Here is a 16046-nt window from a genome sequence, read left to right on the forward strand (position 1 = left end):
ATAGTCCTCAATCACTTTACTAAAACAGAAACCGACTTCTCCAGCGGTGCAACGATTTCTCAAGTGTATGGAAGAGGAGATTTCTGGACTGATAAAGACAACTCCTTGACACTCCGTCATCTTTTGATACAATAGTACAAAATTAGAGGAGGTGGGCTATGATTCAGAAACATGTGATTCCCATTTTAGAGTTTGACGATAACCCCCAGGCGGTCCTTATGCCAACACATGAGGGATTGGACTTAAAGTTGCCAAAGAAGTGCATCTATGCATTTTTGGAGGAAGAGATTGACCGCTACGCTCAGGAAGTAGGGGCGGATTGTGTTGGTGAGTTCGTTTCGGCCACCAAAACTTATCCAGTCTACGTCCTCAACTACAAGGGCGAGGAGATTTGTCTGGCCCAGGCGCCCGTAGGCTCTGCCCCAGCGGCCCAGTTTATGGATTGGTTGATTGGCTATGGTGTGGAGCAAATCATTTCCACTGGAACCTGTGGTGTCCTAGCCGATATAGAGGAAAATGCCTTTCTCATCCCTGTTCGCGCTTTGCGAGATGAGGGGACGAGCTACCACTATGTAGCGCCTTCTCGTTATATGGAGATGCAGATTGAGGCTGTCTCTGCCATTGAGCAAGTTTTGGAGCAAAGAGGCATCCCTTACGAGGAAGTCATGACCTGGACGACAGATGGTTTTTACCGAGAGACGGCTGAAAAGGTTGCCTATCGCAAGGAAGAAGGCTGTGCTGTTGTGGAGATGGAGTGCTCTGCTCTTGCGGCAGTAGCTCAGCTACGTGGAGTTGTCTGGGGAGAATTACTCTTTACCGCAGATTCCTTGGCGGATCTAGACAACTATGACAGTCGTGACTGGGGCTCAGAAGCTTTTGATAAGGCACTCGAACTCTGTCTTGCCATTGTGCACCACATGTGAGTATTCTGACTGTTTTTATGGTAAAATGTAGCTATGTTATTCAAATCTTTTTTGGAAAAAATCAAGACGATACTGGGACGGTTATCGCCAGCCCGTCGCATCTTTTTAAGTTTTGCCCTAGTGATCTTCTTAGGTTCGCTTCTTTTAAGTCTCCCCTTTGTGCAAGCAGAAACGTCACAAGCGACCTACTTTGACCATCTCTTTACGACCGTGTCCATGGTCTGTGTGACAGGGCTCTTTACCCAGCCGGTAGCCTCTACATACAATATCTGGGGCCAGTTGATTTGTATGATTTTGATCCAGATCGGTGGTTTGGGGCTCATGACCTTTATCGGAATCTTTTATATCCAAGGCAAGCAAAAGCTCAGTCTTCGTGGCCGTGAGACTATTCAAGAAAGTTTTGCTTATGGAGAAACCCAGTCTCTAAAGGATTTCATTCGTTCAATCTTTCTGACGACTTTTCTAGTGGAAGGGATCGGTGCCTTTCTCTTGAGTTTCCGCTTTATTCCTGAATTTGGCTGGGGGCGAGGGATTCTAACCTCTATCTTTTTGGCTGTTTCAGCTTTCTGCAATGCTGGATTTGATAATTTTGGAAGTACGAGTTTGCTAGCCTTTCAAACGGATACCTTGATCAATCTAGTGATTGCAGGATTGATTATCACGGGGGGGCTAGGATTTATGGTCTGGTTTGACCTAGCGACCCAGTTTGGGAAAAAGAAAAAACGCCGTCTGCGTTTCCATACCAAGTTGGTTCTCTTTTTAACGGCGGGAATTTTACTCTTTGGAACCGTATCGACTTTGTTCATCGAGTGGAATAATCCTGGGACGATCGGAAATCTCAGCGCTCCAGAGAAATTGCTGGTTAGTTTCTTCCAGACCGTCAGCATGAGAACGGCAGGCTTTGCTTCCATTGACTACACCCAGGCTAGACCAGTTACCTTACTGATCTACATTTTGCAGATGTTTCTGGGCGGGGCACCAGGAGGGACAGCAGGGGGGCTCAAGATTACGACCTTCTTTGTCTTGTTGGTCTTTGCTCGTAGCGAACTATTGGGCTTGCCTCATGCCAATGTGGCTCGGAGGACCATTGAACCCCGAACCGTGCAAAAATCTTTCAGTGTCTTTATTATCTTCTTGCTAACTTTCTTGCTGGGCTTGATTCTACTAGGGATAACAGCAGAGGGAAATCCGCGCTTCATCTACCTCATGTTTGAGACCATTTCAGCCCTTGCGACAGTTGGAGTGACGGCAAATTTAACACCGGAGCTAGGCAAGATAGCCCTCAGCATCGTTATGCTGCTGATGTTTATCGGCCGTATTGGTCCCTTGACACTACTGGTCAGTGTAGCGGAATACCAGCCAGACAAGAAAGACACGATTCACTATATGAAAGCAGATATCACTATCGGATAAGAAAGGAAGAACGATGTCAGATCGGACAATTGGAATTTTAGGTTTGGGAATTTTTGGGAGCAGTGTTTTGGCTGCCCTAGCCAAGCATGACATGAATATTATTGCTATTGATGACCACGAGGAACGCATTAATCAATTTGAACCTGTGCTGGCGCGTGGGGTAGTTGGAGATATCACGGATGAAGAACTCCTTCTATCAGCGGGGATTGACACCTGTGATACCGTAGTCGTCGCAACAGGTGAAAATCTGGAGTCCAGTGTTCTTGCGGTCATGCACTGCAAGAGTTTAGGAGTGCCGACCGTTATTGCCAAGGTCAAAAGCCATACGGCTAAAAAGGTGTTGGAAAAAATTGGTGCAGACGCAGTCATCTCACCAGAGTTTGAAATGGGGCGCTCATTAGCACAGACCATCCTCTTTCATAACAGCGTAGACGTCTTTCAGCTGGACAAGAATGTATCGATTGTCGAGATGAAAATCCCCCAATCATGGGTAGGTAAAAGCCTCAGTCAGTTGGATTTACGTGGGCGATACAACCTCAATGTACTTGGTTTTCGTTCCTACGAAAATGCTCCTCTGGATGTCCAATTCGGACCTAATGACCTCTTGCAGGCAGATGCCTACATCATGGCCGTCATTAATAACCAACATCTGGACACCCTAGCTGAACTGAGTGAGTAGGAGAGGAAGGGTACTCTCTTTCCAAATAATTAACGAGTCAATATAAGTATTTTATAAGAGGGATTTAAGAAAAATTTTAACTTTTTCTTAATCCTTTTTAATTTTAGGAGATTATACTAGAGTCATAAAAAAAGAAAACTCTAAGGAGAATCCTATGAAATTCAATCCAAATCAGAGATATACTCGTTGGTCTATTCGCCGTCTCAGTGTCGGTGTTGCTTCAGTTGTTGTGGCTAGTGGCTTCTTTGTCCTAGTTGGTCAACCAAGTTCTGCGCGTGCTGATGTCGTCAATCCGACTCCTGCCCAAGTCGTGCCAGACGCTGCTTCGGTGAGTGAAAAGAGCGACTTACCAGCAGAGGTTCTCAAAAAAGCAGTCGATGTAGCTCTTCCTTCAGAACAGTCTGTTCCAACACCTAAAGCAAGTGTGGATACGACAAGCTCTTCAGAAAAAGTGGACGAAACTGCTAAAGAGCTGGCAGTAGCGCCAAAAGAAGAAGTGCAAGCACAACCTGACTCTAAGAAACAAACAGAAGATGCAGTTAAACCTGCGGAAAGTCCTGCGTCTACAGTTTCTGGACAAGACCGTGAAGCTAGTGAAGCTCAACCAGCGACCACCCCAGCTGAAGTGCAAAAAGGTGTGGCTGACAACACCAAAGACACAGTAGATGTCCCAGCTACTTACTTGGACAAGGCTAACTTCCCTGGTCCCTTCACAGCTGGTGTCAATCAAGTCATTCCATACGAATTCTTCGCTGGTGATGGCATGTTAACTCGTCTTATCTTGAAAGCATCTGATAAGGCTCCATGGTCAGACAACGGAACAGCTAAAAATCCCGCCCTTCCACCAGTAGAGAAATTGGGCAAAGGCCTTTACTTCTACGAAGTAGACTTGGCTGGAACCCAAGGCAAATCTGACAAAGAGTTGCTTGATCTTTTAAAACAAAATGGAACTCAAAGCTATAAAGCTACTATCAAGGTGTACGGTGCGAAAGACGGCAAGCCTGACTTAACTAACCTCGTAGCGACTAAAGATTTGACTGTTAATTTGAATGGTTCGACCACTCCAGCAGAAGTTCAAAAAGGTGTGGCTGACAACACCAAAGACACAGTAGATGTCCCAGCCACTTACTTGGAAAAGGCTAACTTCCCAGGACCATTCACAGCTGGTGTCAACCAAGTCATTCCATATGAATTCTTCGCTGGAGATGGCATGTTGACTCGTCTGATCTTGAAAGCTTCAGACAAAGCTCCATGGTCAGACAATGGAACGGCTAAAAATCCAGCTCTCCCACCAGTAGAAAAATTGGGCAAAGGCCTTTACTTCTATGAAGTAGACTTGGCAGGCACCCAAGGAAAATCAGATAAAGAGCTGCTTGACCTCTTGAAACAAAATGGTACTCAAAGCTATAAAGCTACTATCAAGGTGTACGGTGCGAAAGACGGCAAGCCTGACTTAACTAACCTCATAGCGACTAAAGATTTGACTGTTAATTTGAATGGCTTGACCACACCAAATCAGGTCAAAGAGTCTGTTGTTAACAATGTCAAAGACATGATTGATGTTCCAGCTAGCTACCTTGATAAGGCTAAGGTTCCTGGACCTTTCTTGGCCGGTGTCAACCAAGTTATTCCATACGAAGCTTTTGGTGGAGATGGTATGTTGACTCGCCTCTTGTTAAAAGCCTCAGACAAAGCTCCATGGTCTGACAATGGAACAGCGAAGAACCCAGCGCTATTGCCACTTGAAGGCTTGGCTAAAGGTCAATATTTCTACGAAGTGGATTTGAATGGCAATACGGTTGGCAAAGATGGTCAGGCCTTGCTGGATCAACTTCGAGCTAACGGAACACATACATACCTAGCTACTGTTAAAGTCTATGGCTCTAAAGATGGCAAACCTGATTTGACCAATCTGATTGCTACTCGTCAAGTAACGATTCAGCTTCGTGGAAAAGAAATGGCGACAATACCATCTCAACAAGGTCAGATGAATACGAAGCCTTCTGAAACAGGCTCTACAGGTACGACTGAGGGTATGATGGGTACAAATCACCATATGTCAGATATGAAAGTAGATCAACCAGCTTCTAGCCCAATGGCTAATATGATGAAAAAAGATGATAAAGCGATGTTACCAAATACTGGGGAAGCTAAAACGGCTACAGCTGGCCTTGGTATCTTTGGTCTAGCCTTGGCAGGTCTTGTTGGACTTTTGGGTTTGACAACCAAACGAGAAGATTAAGATTCAAATCACTTAAACATTAGAGAAAATAGTGTTATACTAAAGCAAGTATAACACTGTTTTTATCGAAGGAGTGTCAGATGAAAAAGACAATTTTGCTGGTTGATGATGAGATAGATATTTTAGATATTCAAAACCGCTATCTTTTACAAGCAGGTTACGATGTTTTGGTCGCCCATGATGGTAAGGAGGGATTAGAACTTTTCAGAAAAAAATCTATTGACCTTATTATCACAGATATCATGATGCCCAATATGGATGGCTATGATTTTATCAGTGAAGTTCAGTATATCGCTCCGGATCAACCCTTCCTCTTTACAACTGCTAAGACAAGCGAACAGGATAAGATTTATGGATTAAGTTTGGGGGCAGATGATTTTATAGTCAAACCCTTTAGCCCACGCGAATTGGTTTTAAGAGTGAATAATATCTTGCGTCGCCTTAGCCGTGGAGGAGAGACAGAACAGATCGAGTTTGGTGACTTGGTAATCAACCATGTGACTCATGAGGTTCGCATTGGGGAGCAACCTTTGGAATTGACAGTAAAATCCTTTGAACTTCTATGGATATTAGCCAGCAATCCTGAGAGAGTCTTTTCAAAGACGGAACTTTACGAGAAGGTATGGCAAGAGGACTATGTGGATGATACCAATACACTCAATGTTCATATCCATGCTTTGAGGCAAGAGTTGACCAAGTATACAAATTCAAATGCTCCTGCTATCAAAACTGTCTGGGGTTTGGGCTATAAGATGGAAAGACCAAGAGGTAGAAAATGAAATTAAAAAACTATATTTTAGTGGGGTATCTAGTGTCGACCCTACTAACGATTCTGGTCGTTTTCTGGGCAGTCCAACGAATGTTGATTGAGAAAAGTGAAGTTTACTTTCTAGTTGGAATGACCTTGATTGCTAGTTTCATTGGCGCTGCAGTGAGCATCTTTCTTTTGTCGCCTGTGTTCTCTTCTCTGAAACATTTGAAAAAACAAGCTCAGGATATAGCAAGCAAGGATTTTAGCACAGAAATTGAAACCAAGGGACCATTAGAATTTCAAGAGCTGGGCCAGGCTTTTAATGACATGTCCCACAATTTGCAAGCCACCTTTCAATCACTTGATGATAGCGAGCAAGAAAAGAGAATGATGATTGCGCAGCTCTCTCACGATATTAAAACTCCCATTACCTCCATTCAGGTTACTGTGGAGGGAATTCTAGATGGAGTGATTAAGGAAGAGGAGCGGCTCCACTACTTAACCACGATTGGTCGGCAAACCGAGCGTCTAAACAAGCTAGTGGAGGAATTGGATGTTTTGACTCTGAACACACAACCTCAAGATACTGCTGATGAAGAAGTCGAAGAGGTCTTTTTAGATCAGCTGTTGATTGAGTCAATGAGTGAATTTCAGCTCCAGATTGAACAAGAGGAGCGAGATGTTTACATTCAAGTGTCACCTGAGTCGGCGAAAATCAAGAGCCATTCTGACAAACTTTCTCGCATTCTGGTCAATTTGTTAAACAATGCCTTTAAATATTCAGAACCAGGAACCAGAATCGAGGTTCTTGCCCAATTAACAGAACAAGAGCTGACAATCAGTGTGAAAGACGAGGGTCAGGGGATCCTTCCTGAAGATTTGGAAAAGATCTTTAAACGACTTTATCGTGTGGAAACTTCGCGCAATATGAAGACGGGCGGGCATGGCTTAGGTCTTGCGATTGCACGCGAACTAGCCCATCAGCTTGGTGGCGAAATCACAGCAGAAAGTCAATATGGCTTAGGAAGCAAGTTTACATTCAGCCTTAATTTGAAATAAAGGCGTAAAATCCCTTTACAAATCTAGCTTTTCATGGTACAATAGCCTTTGTGTGAAATAGCAGCAGGAAAGCATGAAGCTCGTCAACAGGTGTCTTATGACAAGTAACCTTGGCTGTTTAGGCGAAGGGCATCTGCACGAATCAGGGCTTTCTAAGTGACTATTTCCACCGAAATATTATTTATATCAGGAGGACATACACATGTCACGTTATACAGGACCATCTTGGAAACAAGCTCGTCGCCTTGGCCTTTCACTTACAGGTACAGGTAAAGAATTGGCACGTCGTAACTACGTACCAGGACAACACGGACCAAACAACCGTTCTAAATTGTCAGAATACGGTTTGCAATTGGCTGAAAAACAAAAACTTCGTTTCACTTACGGTGTAGGTGAAAAACAATTCCGTAACTTGTTCGTACAAGCTACAAAAATCAAAGGCGGAATCCTAGGTTTCAACTTCATGCTTCTTTTGGAACGCCGTTTGGATAACGTTGTTTACCGTCTTGGCCTTGCGACTACTCGTCGTCAAGCTCGTCAATTCGTAAACCACGGTCACATCCTTGTTGACGGAAAACGCGTTGATATCCCATCATACCGCGTAACTCCAGGTCAAGTGATCTCAGTTCGTGAAAAATCATTGAAAGTTCCAGCAATCCTTGAAGCAGTAGAAGCTACTCTTGGACGTCCAGCATTCGTATCATTCGATGCTGAAAAATTGGAAGGTTCATTGACTCGCTTGCCAGAACGCGACGAAATCAACCCAGAAATCAACGAAGCACTTGTCGTTGAATTCTACAACAAGATGCTTTAATTTTAAGAAATATCTTACAGAAAGCCTACAACAGTGGGCTTTTTGCTTTGTCTTAAAAGGTTGATTTCTGGGTTTGCTTAGATATTTGCTAGATTGATTTCATTGCTGCTTCAAAGAATGAGACGGCTTTTTTTGCGTTCTCTTTTGAGAGGTAAAAAGAAGCGTGACCCTCCCACAGCTATAGAGCTTTTAGGCGGGAAAACCACACTTCTTTCTTGAATTAATTTTACATCATTTTGACTTAAAAAACAAATAGAGGCGTCCCACCTCCTACCGCAGAAAGATCTGTTTCAAGGGGAGATGGAAAACCTCTATTCGTTAATTTAATTATAGCCTAAAAAACTTTTAAATACAAGGCTATTGAGATAGTAAGGGGGAAAAAAGAAGTAACCATCATTCCGACCACATAGTAGACAGGGGGGAACAAGATTACTTCCTTTATTTACTTAAGTATACAACATTTTTACAAGAAAGCAAAGTAGCAGGTTAGTCTAATGGGGTGCTTGTTGTACTTTAGCAAGTAAGGTGTGCTATAATGCTTTTAACAGGAACTAAAAGCCATTAGTAAATAACTAATATTGGGTCATATTGTTCCGATGTTAGAGAGAAGGAACTTAATGAAATTATGGGAATATGTTGATAAAAATGTTCGCCTTATTTTAGAAGATGGGACCTCCATCAAGGGTAGGGTGGTTGATTGGTTTGACGGTTATGATTTAGATGGTCCTGACGAAATAGTTATAGGTGATCGCTCATATCCTGAAGATATTATCAAGAAAATCAAAATTATTAGTGCTTAGTTCAACCTAGGCGATTTTATCGACTAACTATAAAAAGTATAAGAACTATCGAAAAAATAGCAGAGAGGAAAATAAATGAGTAAACAGCTTTGGAAGTATCTTCGATCAAGGGTTCAGATAGTCACTAATTGCGATAAGATAATCAAGGGACGTGTCATAGACTTTGTTGACGAAATGGACAATGATGAGCAAGATGAAATCACTATTCTCATTGCTAATCCTAGTCCAGATGAAGCTACTGAAATTTCTCTCTTTGAGAGTGAGATTGTCTCGATTAAAACAATCTCATAGGACTTAGAACAATCTAGGTGCTTTTACCTGCCTTATTTGAAAGAAAACACTATGGAAAAGGATTTAGTTTATATGGCAATATTAGATGATTTACAAGAGTTATATGACAATGGTTGGGATGCCTCTTTTGATTATAATGGTCAAGTATGTGGGATTTTTCCTAATTCTGTTCATGATATTGTAGTGGTGATTGGAGATAAGGAATACCAGGTATCATCATTCATTGATCTGATTTCTCTAAAAATTGACGATAACACTTTAGTAGAAATTATGGATGGAATTGAAGTGCAGTATTATTAAAATAAAAATCATCTTTGATGAATGAACTGCACCCCAAAAATTAGATTTTGTCTGTTAAATTTTTGGAACGTAGCTCAATATGCTACAACGTTCTTATTAGGAGGGGATGGGTAATGGGTTATAGTCAACAAGTATTAGACATGCTCCAGCAAACAGTCAGTGGTCAGATTGATAATTTTTGGGATTTTTCCTTTACGTTTAACGCTCTTTTTGGAGAAGATGCGGAATTTTCCGAGGCTTGGGATAATGAAAACTCTGAAATGTTTGACGCTCTCAATGACTTTGAGTTGATGATATTTTTAGAGGAACATGATCCAAGCGACAAACAAGGTTTTATCGATTTCTTAACACCTTACTACGAAAAAGCAAAGCAATTAGCCAATATTGAAAGGAATATTTAAATGACACTCTGGAAATTTAACCGTACAGATGTAATTATCACGTTAAAAAATGGCGCGGTAGTTAGAGGATTTGTAGAAGACTATTGTGACGCCTCTGACAATGACGAGGAGATTGACTCCTTGCTGGTAGATGTTGATGGAACTCTTTATGAATATTTTGAAGATGAAATCGTCAGCATCATAGAAAGCTAGTAGTGGGAATAGAATCTAAGGAAAAAATCTTGTTTGTTGAGATTGTTTTAGTTGGGATGGTCCTATATGAAAAAGGATGAAATTAAAAAATATTTAGACAAAGATCTTGAATTTAATTATAATAGCCGAGGTGCTTGCTTTTTATCGAGTATATGTGTAGTTGGTTATGATTATGAAGGTCAGCAGTTTGATACAATTGATGAAGCTATGGAAGCTAAAGTATTTGACGGGAAAAGCTTAGTAGATATATGGGATGAAGTTTTTCCACAAGTTTTTTAAAATGAAAAGCACCTTTGATGAACTGCACCCCAAAAGTTAGATTTTTTCTGTCTAACTTTTGGGGTGCAGTTCAAATGTATGAGATATTTTTAGTTTTGATTTAATTTCGATATTTTTCCGGAAAATACTTTTTTTTCGGAAAGTCAAGATTTTGTTATTATTTATGATATACTGGTACCGTAATTATATCCTTACAGAGGTTAAGTAAGGGTTTCAGTACACGTCAATAGATGTCAAAATATTGATTTTAAGCGATTTTTGATTTTTGGAAACTCATTATATCGCACTACAAATCAATAAAAACTCTACCTTTTACTCTACCTTTTTTAGATAAATATATCATCTGGATATTGAAGTTAAGCCCTGCTATCATTTCGATGGCAGGGCTTTTTAATGTTTGGGACACTACCTTCTTATCTATATTTTGATGGAGCTGAAGTTGACATCTACAAAGTTTAATGTTAAAATACATTCAAAAATATATTTGAATGAGGTGCTTTATGGTTCAAAATGTTGTTACTTCAATAATCCTGTATTCTGGGACAGCCGTAGACTTACTTATTATCCTAATGTTATTTTTTGCCAAAAGAAAAAGCAGAAAAGACATCATTAACATCTATTTAGGACAATTTCTAGGCTCTGTTAGTCTAATATTGCTAAGTTTACTTTTTGCATTTGTCTTAAATTATATTCCTAGTAAAGAGATTTTAGGTTTGCTCGGTTTGATTCCAATTTTCCTAGGACTCAAAGTTTTGCTTTTAGGAGATTCTGATGGAGAAGCTATTGCAAAAGATGGTTTGCGCAAAGATAATAAAAACCTGATTTTTCTAGTCGCTATGATTACTTTTGCAAGTTGTGGTGCTGACAATATTGGTGTTTTTGTCCCATATTTTATTACCTTAAATTTAGCGAATTTGATAGTGGCTTTACTTACCTTTCTAGTCATGATTTATCTCTTGGTTTTTTCTGCCCAAAAATTGGCACAAGTCCCTTCTGTTGGAGAAACTTTGGAAAAATATAGCAGATGGTTTATTGCCGTTGTTTATTTAGGACTGGGGATGTATATCCTGATTGAAAACAACAGCTTTAACATGCTAAGGACTGTGTTCGGCTAGGAGAAAAAATTATGAAAAAAGATAGTATCTGCCAAGTGAATATTATAAATCAGCAAAATGTTACAACCGCAACGAACTACCTTGAAAAGGAAAAAGTCCAAAAATCACTTCGTATTTTATCAAAGTTTACCGATAATAAACAGATAAATATCATCTTTTATCTCCTTGCTGTTGAAGAACTCTGTGTCTGTGATATAGCCTGTTTACTAAATCTCAGTATGGCATCTGCCTCCCACCATCTTCGTAAACTAGCCAATCAAAACATCTTGGATACTAGAAGAGAGGGGAAAATTATATATTATTTTATAAAAGATGAGGAAATCAAAGACTTTTTTAATCAACTAGGATAACAACTATTTTTACTACTTTATCATGATTATATATAGGACTTATCTATGAAATTTTTTGATAAAAATTACTCACATGAAAGACTACTCGTAGCAAATCTTTAAGAAAAAAGTATAATTTAAAGCAAAGCGACCTAGGTAATGCAGGTCAAGTTAGCCAAGTTTAAAAGGGAGAAATCTGAAAGAAAATGTATCTTTGATAGTAGTCATTTATTGTGAAATATGATATATTTATTGATTAGATGGATGAATATTTCTAAAGTTAAATAAAATATGACAGATACATGCTTTTTAGTGTATCTTGTTTGTACTCAAAATATGAAGTGACTATCCAATATTTAAGATTAATAAATATTATACGATGAGATAGAATACTACAAAATGAAAGGCAACGTAATCTGATGAAGAAAGATAGATTAATTGCATTGACAGATGCTGTTCTAGCAATTATTATGACCATTTTGATTTTAGAGTTAGAAAAACCAACGACACCAAGTCTTCAAGCTTTTTGGGATTTACGGCAAAATTTCTTTGCTTATTTTCTTTCCTTTTTCTGGTTGGGATCGTTATGGATGGCACTAAATACATTATGGGAAAAGGTTGAGAAAATTTCCTCAGAAATTATTTGGTGGAATTTGTTTCTACTCTTGGAGCGGCAGGAGTTCTCTTTGGAGAATTTCATGCCATCCAAGATACCAGTCTGAATGATGTGGTGGACCGGATCTATATAAATGTCAAGGATTTACCGTTTCAGTCCTTGGGAGCTTTAGCTAATATCCTGTCTGATATTAAGAAGGGACTGATTCAAGACAGTCATATCTGGTCTTTCTTCCAGTCATTTTTCAAACAATATCAGTTGATAATCAGCTTAAATCAGATCTATCAGTTTGTCTATCTTTCTCTGATGGAGATCATGTCCTATCTTCACTTTGATTATTGGAAAAAAACGGCTCGGTCAGGAGCTAGTATGAATAAGGAGAACAAATGAAACGTTTAAAAATGTTATGGCATATTATGCAGGTTACGGGTTTTACTCGGTTTGCTCTGAGTTTTGTGACCTTTGTTTTTGGGTCAGGAGGCGTGCTTTTCCTAGTTGAACCTGCTATCACAAATTACGGAGACGGTCTTTGGTATGCTTTTGTGACTTCGACGACTGTCGGCTACGGGGATCTCCTAGCTGTGACCTTGATTGGAAGGATTACCAGTGTCTTCTTGACGATTTATGGGCTCATATTTTTTGGCTGTTTATCAGCTGTTATTTTTAATTATTATACCAATTTAAATAAGGAAAGAGGAGAGGACAAATGACTGCCAATTATTCAACACGGGAATACCGTGAGAAATTATACGATGACCTTCATGTTCGATTGAGAGATACAGCGATTTTGATGTGTGCAATTTTTATTGCCTCTATCGGACTAAATATGAATTCAACAGCTGTCATTATAGGAGCCATGTTGATTTCACCTCTCATGACACCGATTGTTGGACTGGGATTCGGTTTAGCTATTTTTGATACGCGTTTAATCAAGCAATCTCTAGAGGTTTTATTGACTCAAGTGTTGGTCAGTTTGCTTGTCTCGACTCTGTATTTCTGGATTTCTCCCTTGTCTTATGCAAGTAGCGAGTTGATTGCACGAACCTCTCCAACCATTTGGGATGTCCTCATTGCTATTGCTGGTGGGATTGCTGGTGTGATCGGTTCAAGGAAAAAAGAAGCAAACAATATCGTGCCAGGAGTAGCCATTGCTACAGCTCTGATGCCGCCTATCTGTACTGCTGGCTATGGTTTAGCTAATGGGAATGTACGATTTTTATTGGGGGCTCTCTATCTTTTCTTGATCAACTGTGTCTTTATCATGCTAGCCAACATTGTTGGAACAAGAATTTTGATGAGAAAATCTCCTTTAACTTCATTTAAAGAGCTGAGCATTAAAATGAGAATTGGCTTGATATCTTTGATTGTATTGTTGATTCTTCCAGCTAGCTATTCGGCAGTTACTCTGACAATAGAACAAGCGCGCAAAGAAGGGATCAAACAGTTTGTAGGAAAAGAGTTCGCCAATTATACGGTTATTAATCAAGTCTACAAGTCAAGTAACAATGAATTGGTCTTGACGGTTGTTGGAGATCCGATTTCAGAAGAAGAATTAGAAACACTCCACCAAAAACAAGCCTCTTACGGTATTCAATCTGTTCAATTGAAAGTGAATCAAGTTCAGAACTCGCCAACATTAGATAGTGAAGCGACCAAGGAATTTTATGAAAACATTGACAAGTATATTGATCAAAAACTCTCTGAAAAAGATTCACAAAACGATCTCGTAAAAGAAAATGAAGCAGACAAGGATTGAGGACAATGAACTGAATCGGTTTTTACGCCGTGTTTTTCTTGTATCTTCCTCTTTCTTACTTATAGCAGGTTGTTTTTGCTTGAATAAGAAATAAATTAGAAGTTCTATCATCTAAGAAAAATGATGAACAAAAAATCATTTAACTAATGGTGTGAACGTTTAGTGTTTATCAGCTCCATTCTCTGTAATTTTGGGGGTAAAATCCACACCATTCGGATAAAATTAGTTGAATTTGATTGGAAAAAAGCTTTTATAAAAGCGGAGAAAAGTCTTGATATTACGCTGTTTTTAGTCCAACTGAAATTCATACTTTCCAAACCAGGTTTTACAAAAAGTGAAATCTTAACTAAAATTCATTCTCACAAGGTTTTAAAACACTTCCCCCCTATCCAAATTTGGATAGGGTTTCTCATCGTTAAAAACTCGCTTTAGTATCTCGACACTTTCCTTCAGATGGAGCAGTTCGATATTTCTTTTACTATCATCAGTGTTTTTCTCTATATTTTCACAATGGCGTTTGATGTGCCATAAGGATTTTTTAATGTTATCTTCTTTTAAATTTTTCATGCTCCTATTTTACCAGACAAATCATTAAAAATAATGTTACCGTCCTCAAATGATTAAAATATAGCCTGAAAAGTACTAAAAAATAAATAAAGAGCAGTCTTTGACCATATTTTTAGAGAGATAACAAAAAGCGCTTCAATTAAAGCGTTTTTATTGTATAAAGACTAACGAATTGTTTGGGAATTTTACTTATCGTCGTATTTCTTCAAGGCATTTTTATATGCTTCACTGTCCTTTTTGTAATAGTCTTGTTTCGTTCCTGAAATATCGACAGTGAACACGCCATCCTTGAAGATGTAACTTTCTTTTCTACTGATGATATTAGTACCAGTCAGTTCGATTGTTGAACTATCTTTATCAATTGTAAAGGCATCAGCCTCTCCTTTATTGATAGTTCCTTTATTTCCTGATATCGTAAAAGCAACTTCATTTCTATTCTCATTTATCCAGTAGTATTCACCATCTAAAAAATTACTTGATTGGTCAGAACAGGCAATTAGTAAAATTGCGGATAGAGACACTAAAACTAATGTGATAAATTTTTTCATTTGCTTACCTCCTTTTTTCTATTATATCAAAGGAATATTACAGGTGTAAGACAGATAGTACTAAGGGTGTTCTACCGTTTTAGAAATTAAAAAAAGGAATTCATAATGAAATTCCTCTTCTTCTTTAATAAATGAATCAGTTTCTTATTTCATAAAAGGTAGTGAAAAAGGTAGTGATTCGATTGATTTATGTTGCAATGTAGTGAAATCTTGAATTTCAAGAATTGCTTTAAATCAAGGTTTCTAAAGTCTATTGACGTGTACTGAAGCCCTTACTTCACCTCTGTAAACACTACGTGTTTGCGAAGTTTTGGTGAGTATTTCTTCAATTGAAGACGGTCTGGAGTGTTACGTTTGTTTTTAGAAGTAAGGTACAAGCGTTCACCAGATTCTTTGTGTTCAAGTGTGATATTTACGCGCATGGTATCTCCCTTCTATTATTCAGCTGATGCAGCTTTAGCGATTTTACGTCCTTTGTAGTATCCTTTAAGTGATACACGGTGAGAACGTGAGTAATCTCCAGTAGTTTCGTCAAAGTTTACAGATGGAGCTGTTACTTTGTAGTGGGTACGACGTTTGTTTTTCTTCGCTTTTGAAGTGCGACGTGCAGGTACTGCCATTTTGATTTCTCCTTTTAAGATATAATTCAGTTAGGTTTGATTTTCATCAACTTTAATAGTATATCAAAACTTTTTTGTAAAGTAAAGTTACTTGACAAAAAAAAGATGAAAAAATTCTCCTGTCCGATCTAGCAGACAGGAGAAGGTGTTAAATATCAATCTCAAATGGTTCGTCAATGGTTTCTGATACGTATTTTCCGTCTTTCTTCCGTTGCTTGACACACTCTGTAAGGAGATATTCGATTTGCCCATTGACTGAACGAAAGTCGTCTTCTGCCCATGATGCGAGTGCAGCGTATAACTTTGTTGAGAGTCGAAGGGGAATCTGCTTTTTTTTAGCTTCAGCCATCT

At 39.1% G+C, this 16046-nt stretch carries 24 protein-coding genes and 1 pseudogene; 19 read left to right on the forward strand and 6 right to left on the reverse strand.

Features of this window, described 5'->3' with window-relative positions; translation table 11 throughout:
* Nucleotides 1-158 precede the first annotated feature (158 nt).
* The 13 genes from B7720_RS01845 (at nucleotide 159) to B7720_RS01905 (ending at nucleotide 10144) form a co-directional block, all read left to right on the forward strand.
* The gene (locus tag B7720_RS01845; RefSeq protein WP_084856241.1) at nucleotides 159-923 is read left to right on the forward strand and encodes a nucleoside phosphorylase; all 765 of its coding nucleotides are present in this window, start codon (nucleotides 159-161) and stop codon (nucleotides 921-923) included.
* A gap of 33 nt (nucleotides 924-956) precedes the next feature.
* Complete coding sequence (locus tag B7720_RS01850; RefSeq protein ID WP_084856242.1) at nucleotides 957-2336, forward strand: TrkH family potassium uptake protein; 1380 nt, start codon at nucleotides 957-959, stop codon at nucleotides 2334-2336.
* 13 nt (nucleotides 2337-2349) lie between these two features.
* The gene (locus tag B7720_RS01855) at nucleotides 2350-3015 is read left to right on the forward strand and encodes a potassium channel family protein (RefSeq protein ID WP_001283884.1); all 666 of its coding nucleotides are present in this window, start codon (nucleotides 2350-2352) and stop codon (nucleotides 3013-3015) included.
* A 154-nt stretch (nucleotides 3016-3169) separates the two neighbouring features.
* A complete protein-coding gene (locus tag B7720_RS01860; RefSeq protein ID WP_084856244.1) occupies nucleotides 3170-5257 on the forward strand; it encodes an SSURE domain-containing protein in 2088 nt (695 codons plus the stop codon).
* A gap of 80 nt (nucleotides 5258-5337) precedes the next feature.
* Nucleotides 5338-6036 carry a response regulator transcription factor gene (locus tag B7720_RS01865; RefSeq protein WP_044020073.1) on the forward strand — a complete coding sequence of 233 codons (699 nt, stop codon included), beginning with the start codon at nucleotides 5338-5340 and terminating at the stop codon, nucleotides 6034-6036.
* Nucleotides 6033-7067, forward strand: a complete 1035-nt coding sequence (locus B7720_RS01870; RefSeq protein WP_084856246.1) for a sensor histidine kinase — start codon at nucleotides 6033-6035, stop codon at nucleotides 7065-7067. Before B7720_RS01865 ends, B7720_RS01870 begins: the two co-directional genes overlap by 4 nt.
* 202 nt (nucleotides 7068-7269) lie before the next feature.
* Nucleotides 7270-7881 (forward strand): 30S ribosomal protein S4, encoded by a 612-nt coding sequence (rpsD, locus tag B7720_RS01875; protein ID WP_000092756.1) that lies wholly within the window; start codon nucleotides 7270-7272, stop codon nucleotides 7879-7881.
* Between the two features lie 617 nt (nucleotides 7882-8498).
* Nucleotides 8499-8681, forward strand: coding sequence for a hypothetical protein (locus B7720_RS01880; RefSeq protein WP_000780387.1), 183 nt, complete (start codon nucleotides 8499-8501; stop codon nucleotides 8679-8681).
* Between the two features lie 75 nt (nucleotides 8682-8756).
* Nucleotides 8757-8972 carry a hypothetical protein gene (locus B7720_RS01885; RefSeq protein WP_000043341.1) on the forward strand — a complete coding sequence of 72 codons (216 nt, stop codon included), beginning with the start codon at nucleotides 8757-8759 and terminating at the stop codon, nucleotides 8970-8972.
* A 72-nt stretch (nucleotides 8973-9044) separates the two neighbouring features.
* Nucleotides 9045-9272 (forward strand): hypothetical protein, encoded by a 228-nt coding sequence (locus tag B7720_RS01890; RefSeq protein ID WP_009013763.1) that lies wholly within the window; start codon nucleotides 9045-9047, stop codon nucleotides 9270-9272.
* A 113-nt stretch (nucleotides 9273-9385) separates the two neighbouring features.
* Entirely contained in the window at nucleotides 9386-9673 is a 288-nt protein-coding gene (locus B7720_RS01895) for a hypothetical protein (protein WP_000542381.1), read from the forward strand.
* Nucleotides 9674-9865, forward strand: a complete 192-nt coding sequence (locus B7720_RS01900) for a hypothetical protein (protein ID WP_000177340.1) — start codon at nucleotides 9674-9676, stop codon at nucleotides 9863-9865.
* 66 nt (nucleotides 9866-9931) lie between these two features.
* A complete protein-coding gene (locus tag B7720_RS01905; protein ID WP_000710706.1) occupies nucleotides 9932-10144 on the forward strand; it encodes a hypothetical protein in 213 nt (70 codons plus the stop codon).
* Nucleotides 10145-10430: 286 nt separating this feature from the next.
* Here B7720_RS01905 and B7720_RS09885 read toward each other — a convergent pair whose 3' ends face one another.
* Nucleotides 10431-10616: a hypothetical protein gene (locus B7720_RS09885; protein WP_009013804.1), complete on the reverse strand. Its 186-nt coding sequence runs from the start codon at nucleotides 10614-10616 to the stop codon at nucleotides 10431-10433.
* A 28-nt stretch (nucleotides 10617-10644) separates the two neighbouring features.
* Between B7720_RS09885 and B7720_RS01915 the strand changes: the two genes are divergently transcribed.
* The 6 genes and pseudogenes from B7720_RS01915 to B7720_RS01940 all read left to right on the forward strand — a co-directional run bounded on the left by B7720_RS01915 (nucleotide 10645) and on the right by B7720_RS01940 (nucleotide 13960).
* Entirely contained in the window at nucleotides 10645-11259 is a 615-nt protein-coding gene (locus B7720_RS01915) for a CadD family cadmium resistance transporter (RefSeq protein ID WP_000250556.1), read from the forward strand.
* Between the two features lie 11 nt (nucleotides 11260-11270).
* Complete coding sequence (gene cadX, locus B7720_RS01920; protein WP_000711083.1) at nucleotides 11271-11609, forward strand: Cd(II)/Zn(II)-sensing metalloregulatory transcriptional regulator CadX; 339 nt, start codon at nucleotides 11271-11273, stop codon at nucleotides 11607-11609.
* A gap of 398 nt (nucleotides 11610-12007) precedes the next feature.
* Nucleotides 12008-12253, forward strand: a pseudogene (locus B7720_RS01925) (TMEM175 family protein); the annotation flags it as partial.
* Nucleotides 12235-12594, forward strand: coding sequence for a hypothetical protein (locus B7720_RS01930; protein WP_000397555.1), 360 nt, complete (start codon nucleotides 12235-12237; stop codon nucleotides 12592-12594). The pseudogene B7720_RS01925 and the gene B7720_RS01930, both read left to right, overlap by 19 nt.
* Entirely contained in the window at nucleotides 12591-12914 is a 324-nt protein-coding gene (locus tag B7720_RS01935) for a potassium channel family protein (protein WP_000825751.1), read from the forward strand. The genes B7720_RS01930 and B7720_RS01935 overlap by 4 nt, the downstream gene beginning before the upstream one ends.
* Entirely contained in the window at nucleotides 12911-13960 is a 1050-nt protein-coding gene (locus tag B7720_RS01940) for a DUF389 domain-containing protein (protein WP_000126416.1), read from the forward strand. The genes B7720_RS01935 and B7720_RS01940 overlap by 4 nt, the downstream gene beginning before the upstream one ends.
* Nucleotides 13961-14329: 369 nt before the next feature.
* Here the strand turns inward: B7720_RS01940 and B7720_RS01950 are convergent, their stop codons facing one another.
* From B7720_RS01950 to B7720_RS01970, 5 genes are all read right to left on the reverse strand, one after another.
* Nucleotides 14330-14527, reverse strand: a complete 198-nt coding sequence (locus B7720_RS01950) for a hypothetical protein (RefSeq protein WP_000793098.1) — start codon at nucleotides 14525-14527, stop codon at nucleotides 14330-14332.
* 185 nt (nucleotides 14528-14712) lie between these two features.
* Nucleotides 14713-15075 carry a hypothetical protein gene (locus tag B7720_RS01955; protein ID WP_000713576.1) on the reverse strand — a complete coding sequence of 121 codons (363 nt, stop codon included), beginning with the start codon at nucleotides 15073-15075 and terminating at the stop codon, nucleotides 14713-14715.
* A gap of 272 nt (nucleotides 15076-15347) precedes the next feature.
* Nucleotides 15348-15497, reverse strand: coding sequence for a 50S ribosomal protein L33 (gene rpmG / locus B7720_RS01960; protein ID WP_001265622.1), 150 nt, complete (start codon nucleotides 15495-15497; stop codon nucleotides 15348-15350).
* 15 nt (nucleotides 15498-15512) lie between these two features.
* A complete protein-coding gene (gene rpmF, locus B7720_RS01965; protein ID WP_000290417.1) occupies nucleotides 15513-15695 on the reverse strand; it encodes a 50S ribosomal protein L32 in 183 nt (60 codons plus the stop codon).
* 148 nt (nucleotides 15696-15843) lie between these two features.
* Nucleotides 15844-16044, reverse strand: a complete 201-nt coding sequence (locus B7720_RS01970) for a type II toxin-antitoxin system antitoxin (RefSeq protein ID WP_000796544.1) — start codon at nucleotides 16042-16044, stop codon at nucleotides 15844-15846.
* Nucleotides 16045-16046: the final 2 nt, after the last annotated feature.

This window comes from Streptococcus oralis subsp. oralis (assembly GCF_002096455.1).
GTDB lineage: Bacteria > Bacillota > Bacilli > Lactobacillales > Streptococcaceae > Streptococcus > Streptococcus oralis_CY.

Excerpts from the sequence above, each read along its gene's own strand:
- B7720_RS01845 (WP_084856241.1), top strand. The coding sequence starts at position 159 with ATGATTCAGAAACATGTGATTCCCATTTTAGAGTTTGACGATAACCCC.
- B7720_RS01850 (WP_084856242.1), top strand. The coding sequence starts at position 957 with ATGTTATTCAAATCTTTTTTGGAAAAAATCAAGACGATACTGGGACGG.
- B7720_RS01855 (WP_001283884.1), top strand. The coding sequence starts at position 2,350 with ATGTCAGATCGGACAATTGGAATTTTAGGTTTGGGAATTTTTGGGAGC.
- B7720_RS01860 (WP_084856244.1), top strand. The coding sequence starts at position 3,170 with ATGAAATTCAATCCAAATCAGAGATATACTCGTTGGTCTATTCGCCGT.
- B7720_RS01865 (WP_044020073.1), top strand. The coding sequence starts at position 5,338 with ATGAAAAAGACAATTTTGCTGGTTGATGATGAGATAGATATTTTAGAT.
- B7720_RS01870 (WP_084856246.1), top strand. The coding sequence starts at position 6,033 with ATGAAATTAAAAAACTATATTTTAGTGGGGTATCTAGTGTCGACCCTA.
- rpsD (WP_000092756.1), top strand. The coding sequence starts at position 7,270 with ATGTCACGTTATACAGGACCATCTTGGAAACAAGCTCGTCGCCTTGGC.
- B7720_RS01880 (WP_000780387.1), top strand. The coding sequence starts at position 8,499 with ATGAAATTATGGGAATATGTTGATAAAAATGTTCGCCTTATTTTAGAA.
- B7720_RS01885 (WP_000043341.1), top strand. The coding sequence starts at position 8,757 with ATGAGTAAACAGCTTTGGAAGTATCTTCGATCAAGGGTTCAGATAGTC.
- B7720_RS01890 (WP_009013763.1), top strand. The coding sequence starts at position 9,045 with ATGGCAATATTAGATGATTTACAAGAGTTATATGACAATGGTTGGGAT.
- B7720_RS01895 (WP_000542381.1), top strand. The coding sequence starts at position 9,386 with ATGGGTTATAGTCAACAAGTATTAGACATGCTCCAGCAAACAGTCAGT.
- B7720_RS01900 (WP_000177340.1), top strand. The coding sequence starts at position 9,674 with ATGACACTCTGGAAATTTAACCGTACAGATGTAATTATCACGTTAAAA.
- B7720_RS01905 (WP_000710706.1), top strand. The coding sequence starts at position 9,932 with ATGAAAAAGGATGAAATTAAAAAATATTTAGACAAAGATCTTGAATTT.
- B7720_RS09885 (WP_009013804.1), bottom strand. The coding sequence starts at position 10,616 with ATGTATTTTAACATTAAACTTTGTAGATGTCAACTTCAGCTCCATCAA.
- B7720_RS01915 (WP_000250556.1), top strand. The coding sequence starts at position 10,645 with ATGGTTCAAAATGTTGTTACTTCAATAATCCTGTATTCTGGGACAGCC.
- cadX (WP_000711083.1), top strand. The coding sequence starts at position 11,271 with ATGAAAAAAGATAGTATCTGCCAAGTGAATATTATAAATCAGCAAAAT.
- B7720_RS01935 (WP_000825751.1), top strand. The coding sequence starts at position 12,591 with ATGAAACGTTTAAAAATGTTATGGCATATTATGCAGGTTACGGGTTTT.
- B7720_RS01940 (WP_000126416.1), top strand. The coding sequence starts at position 12,911 with ATGACTGCCAATTATTCAACACGGGAATACCGTGAGAAATTATACGAT.
- B7720_RS01950 (WP_000793098.1), bottom strand. The coding sequence starts at position 14,527 with ATGAAAAATTTAAAAGAAGATAACATTAAAAAATCCTTATGGCACATC.
- B7720_RS01955 (WP_000713576.1), bottom strand. The coding sequence starts at position 15,075 with ATGAAAAAATTTATCACATTAGTTTTAGTGTCTCTATCCGCAATTTTA.
- rpmG (WP_001265622.1), bottom strand. The coding sequence starts at position 15,497 with ATGCGCGTAAATATCACACTTGAACACAAAGAATCTGGTGAACGCTTG.
- rpmF (WP_000290417.1), bottom strand. The coding sequence starts at position 15,695 with ATGGCAGTACCTGCACGTCGCACTTCAAAAGCGAAGAAAAACAAACGT.
- B7720_RS01970 (WP_000796544.1), bottom strand. The coding sequence starts at position 16,044 with ATGGCTGAAGCTAAAAAAAAGCAGATTCCCCTTCGACTCTCAACAAAG.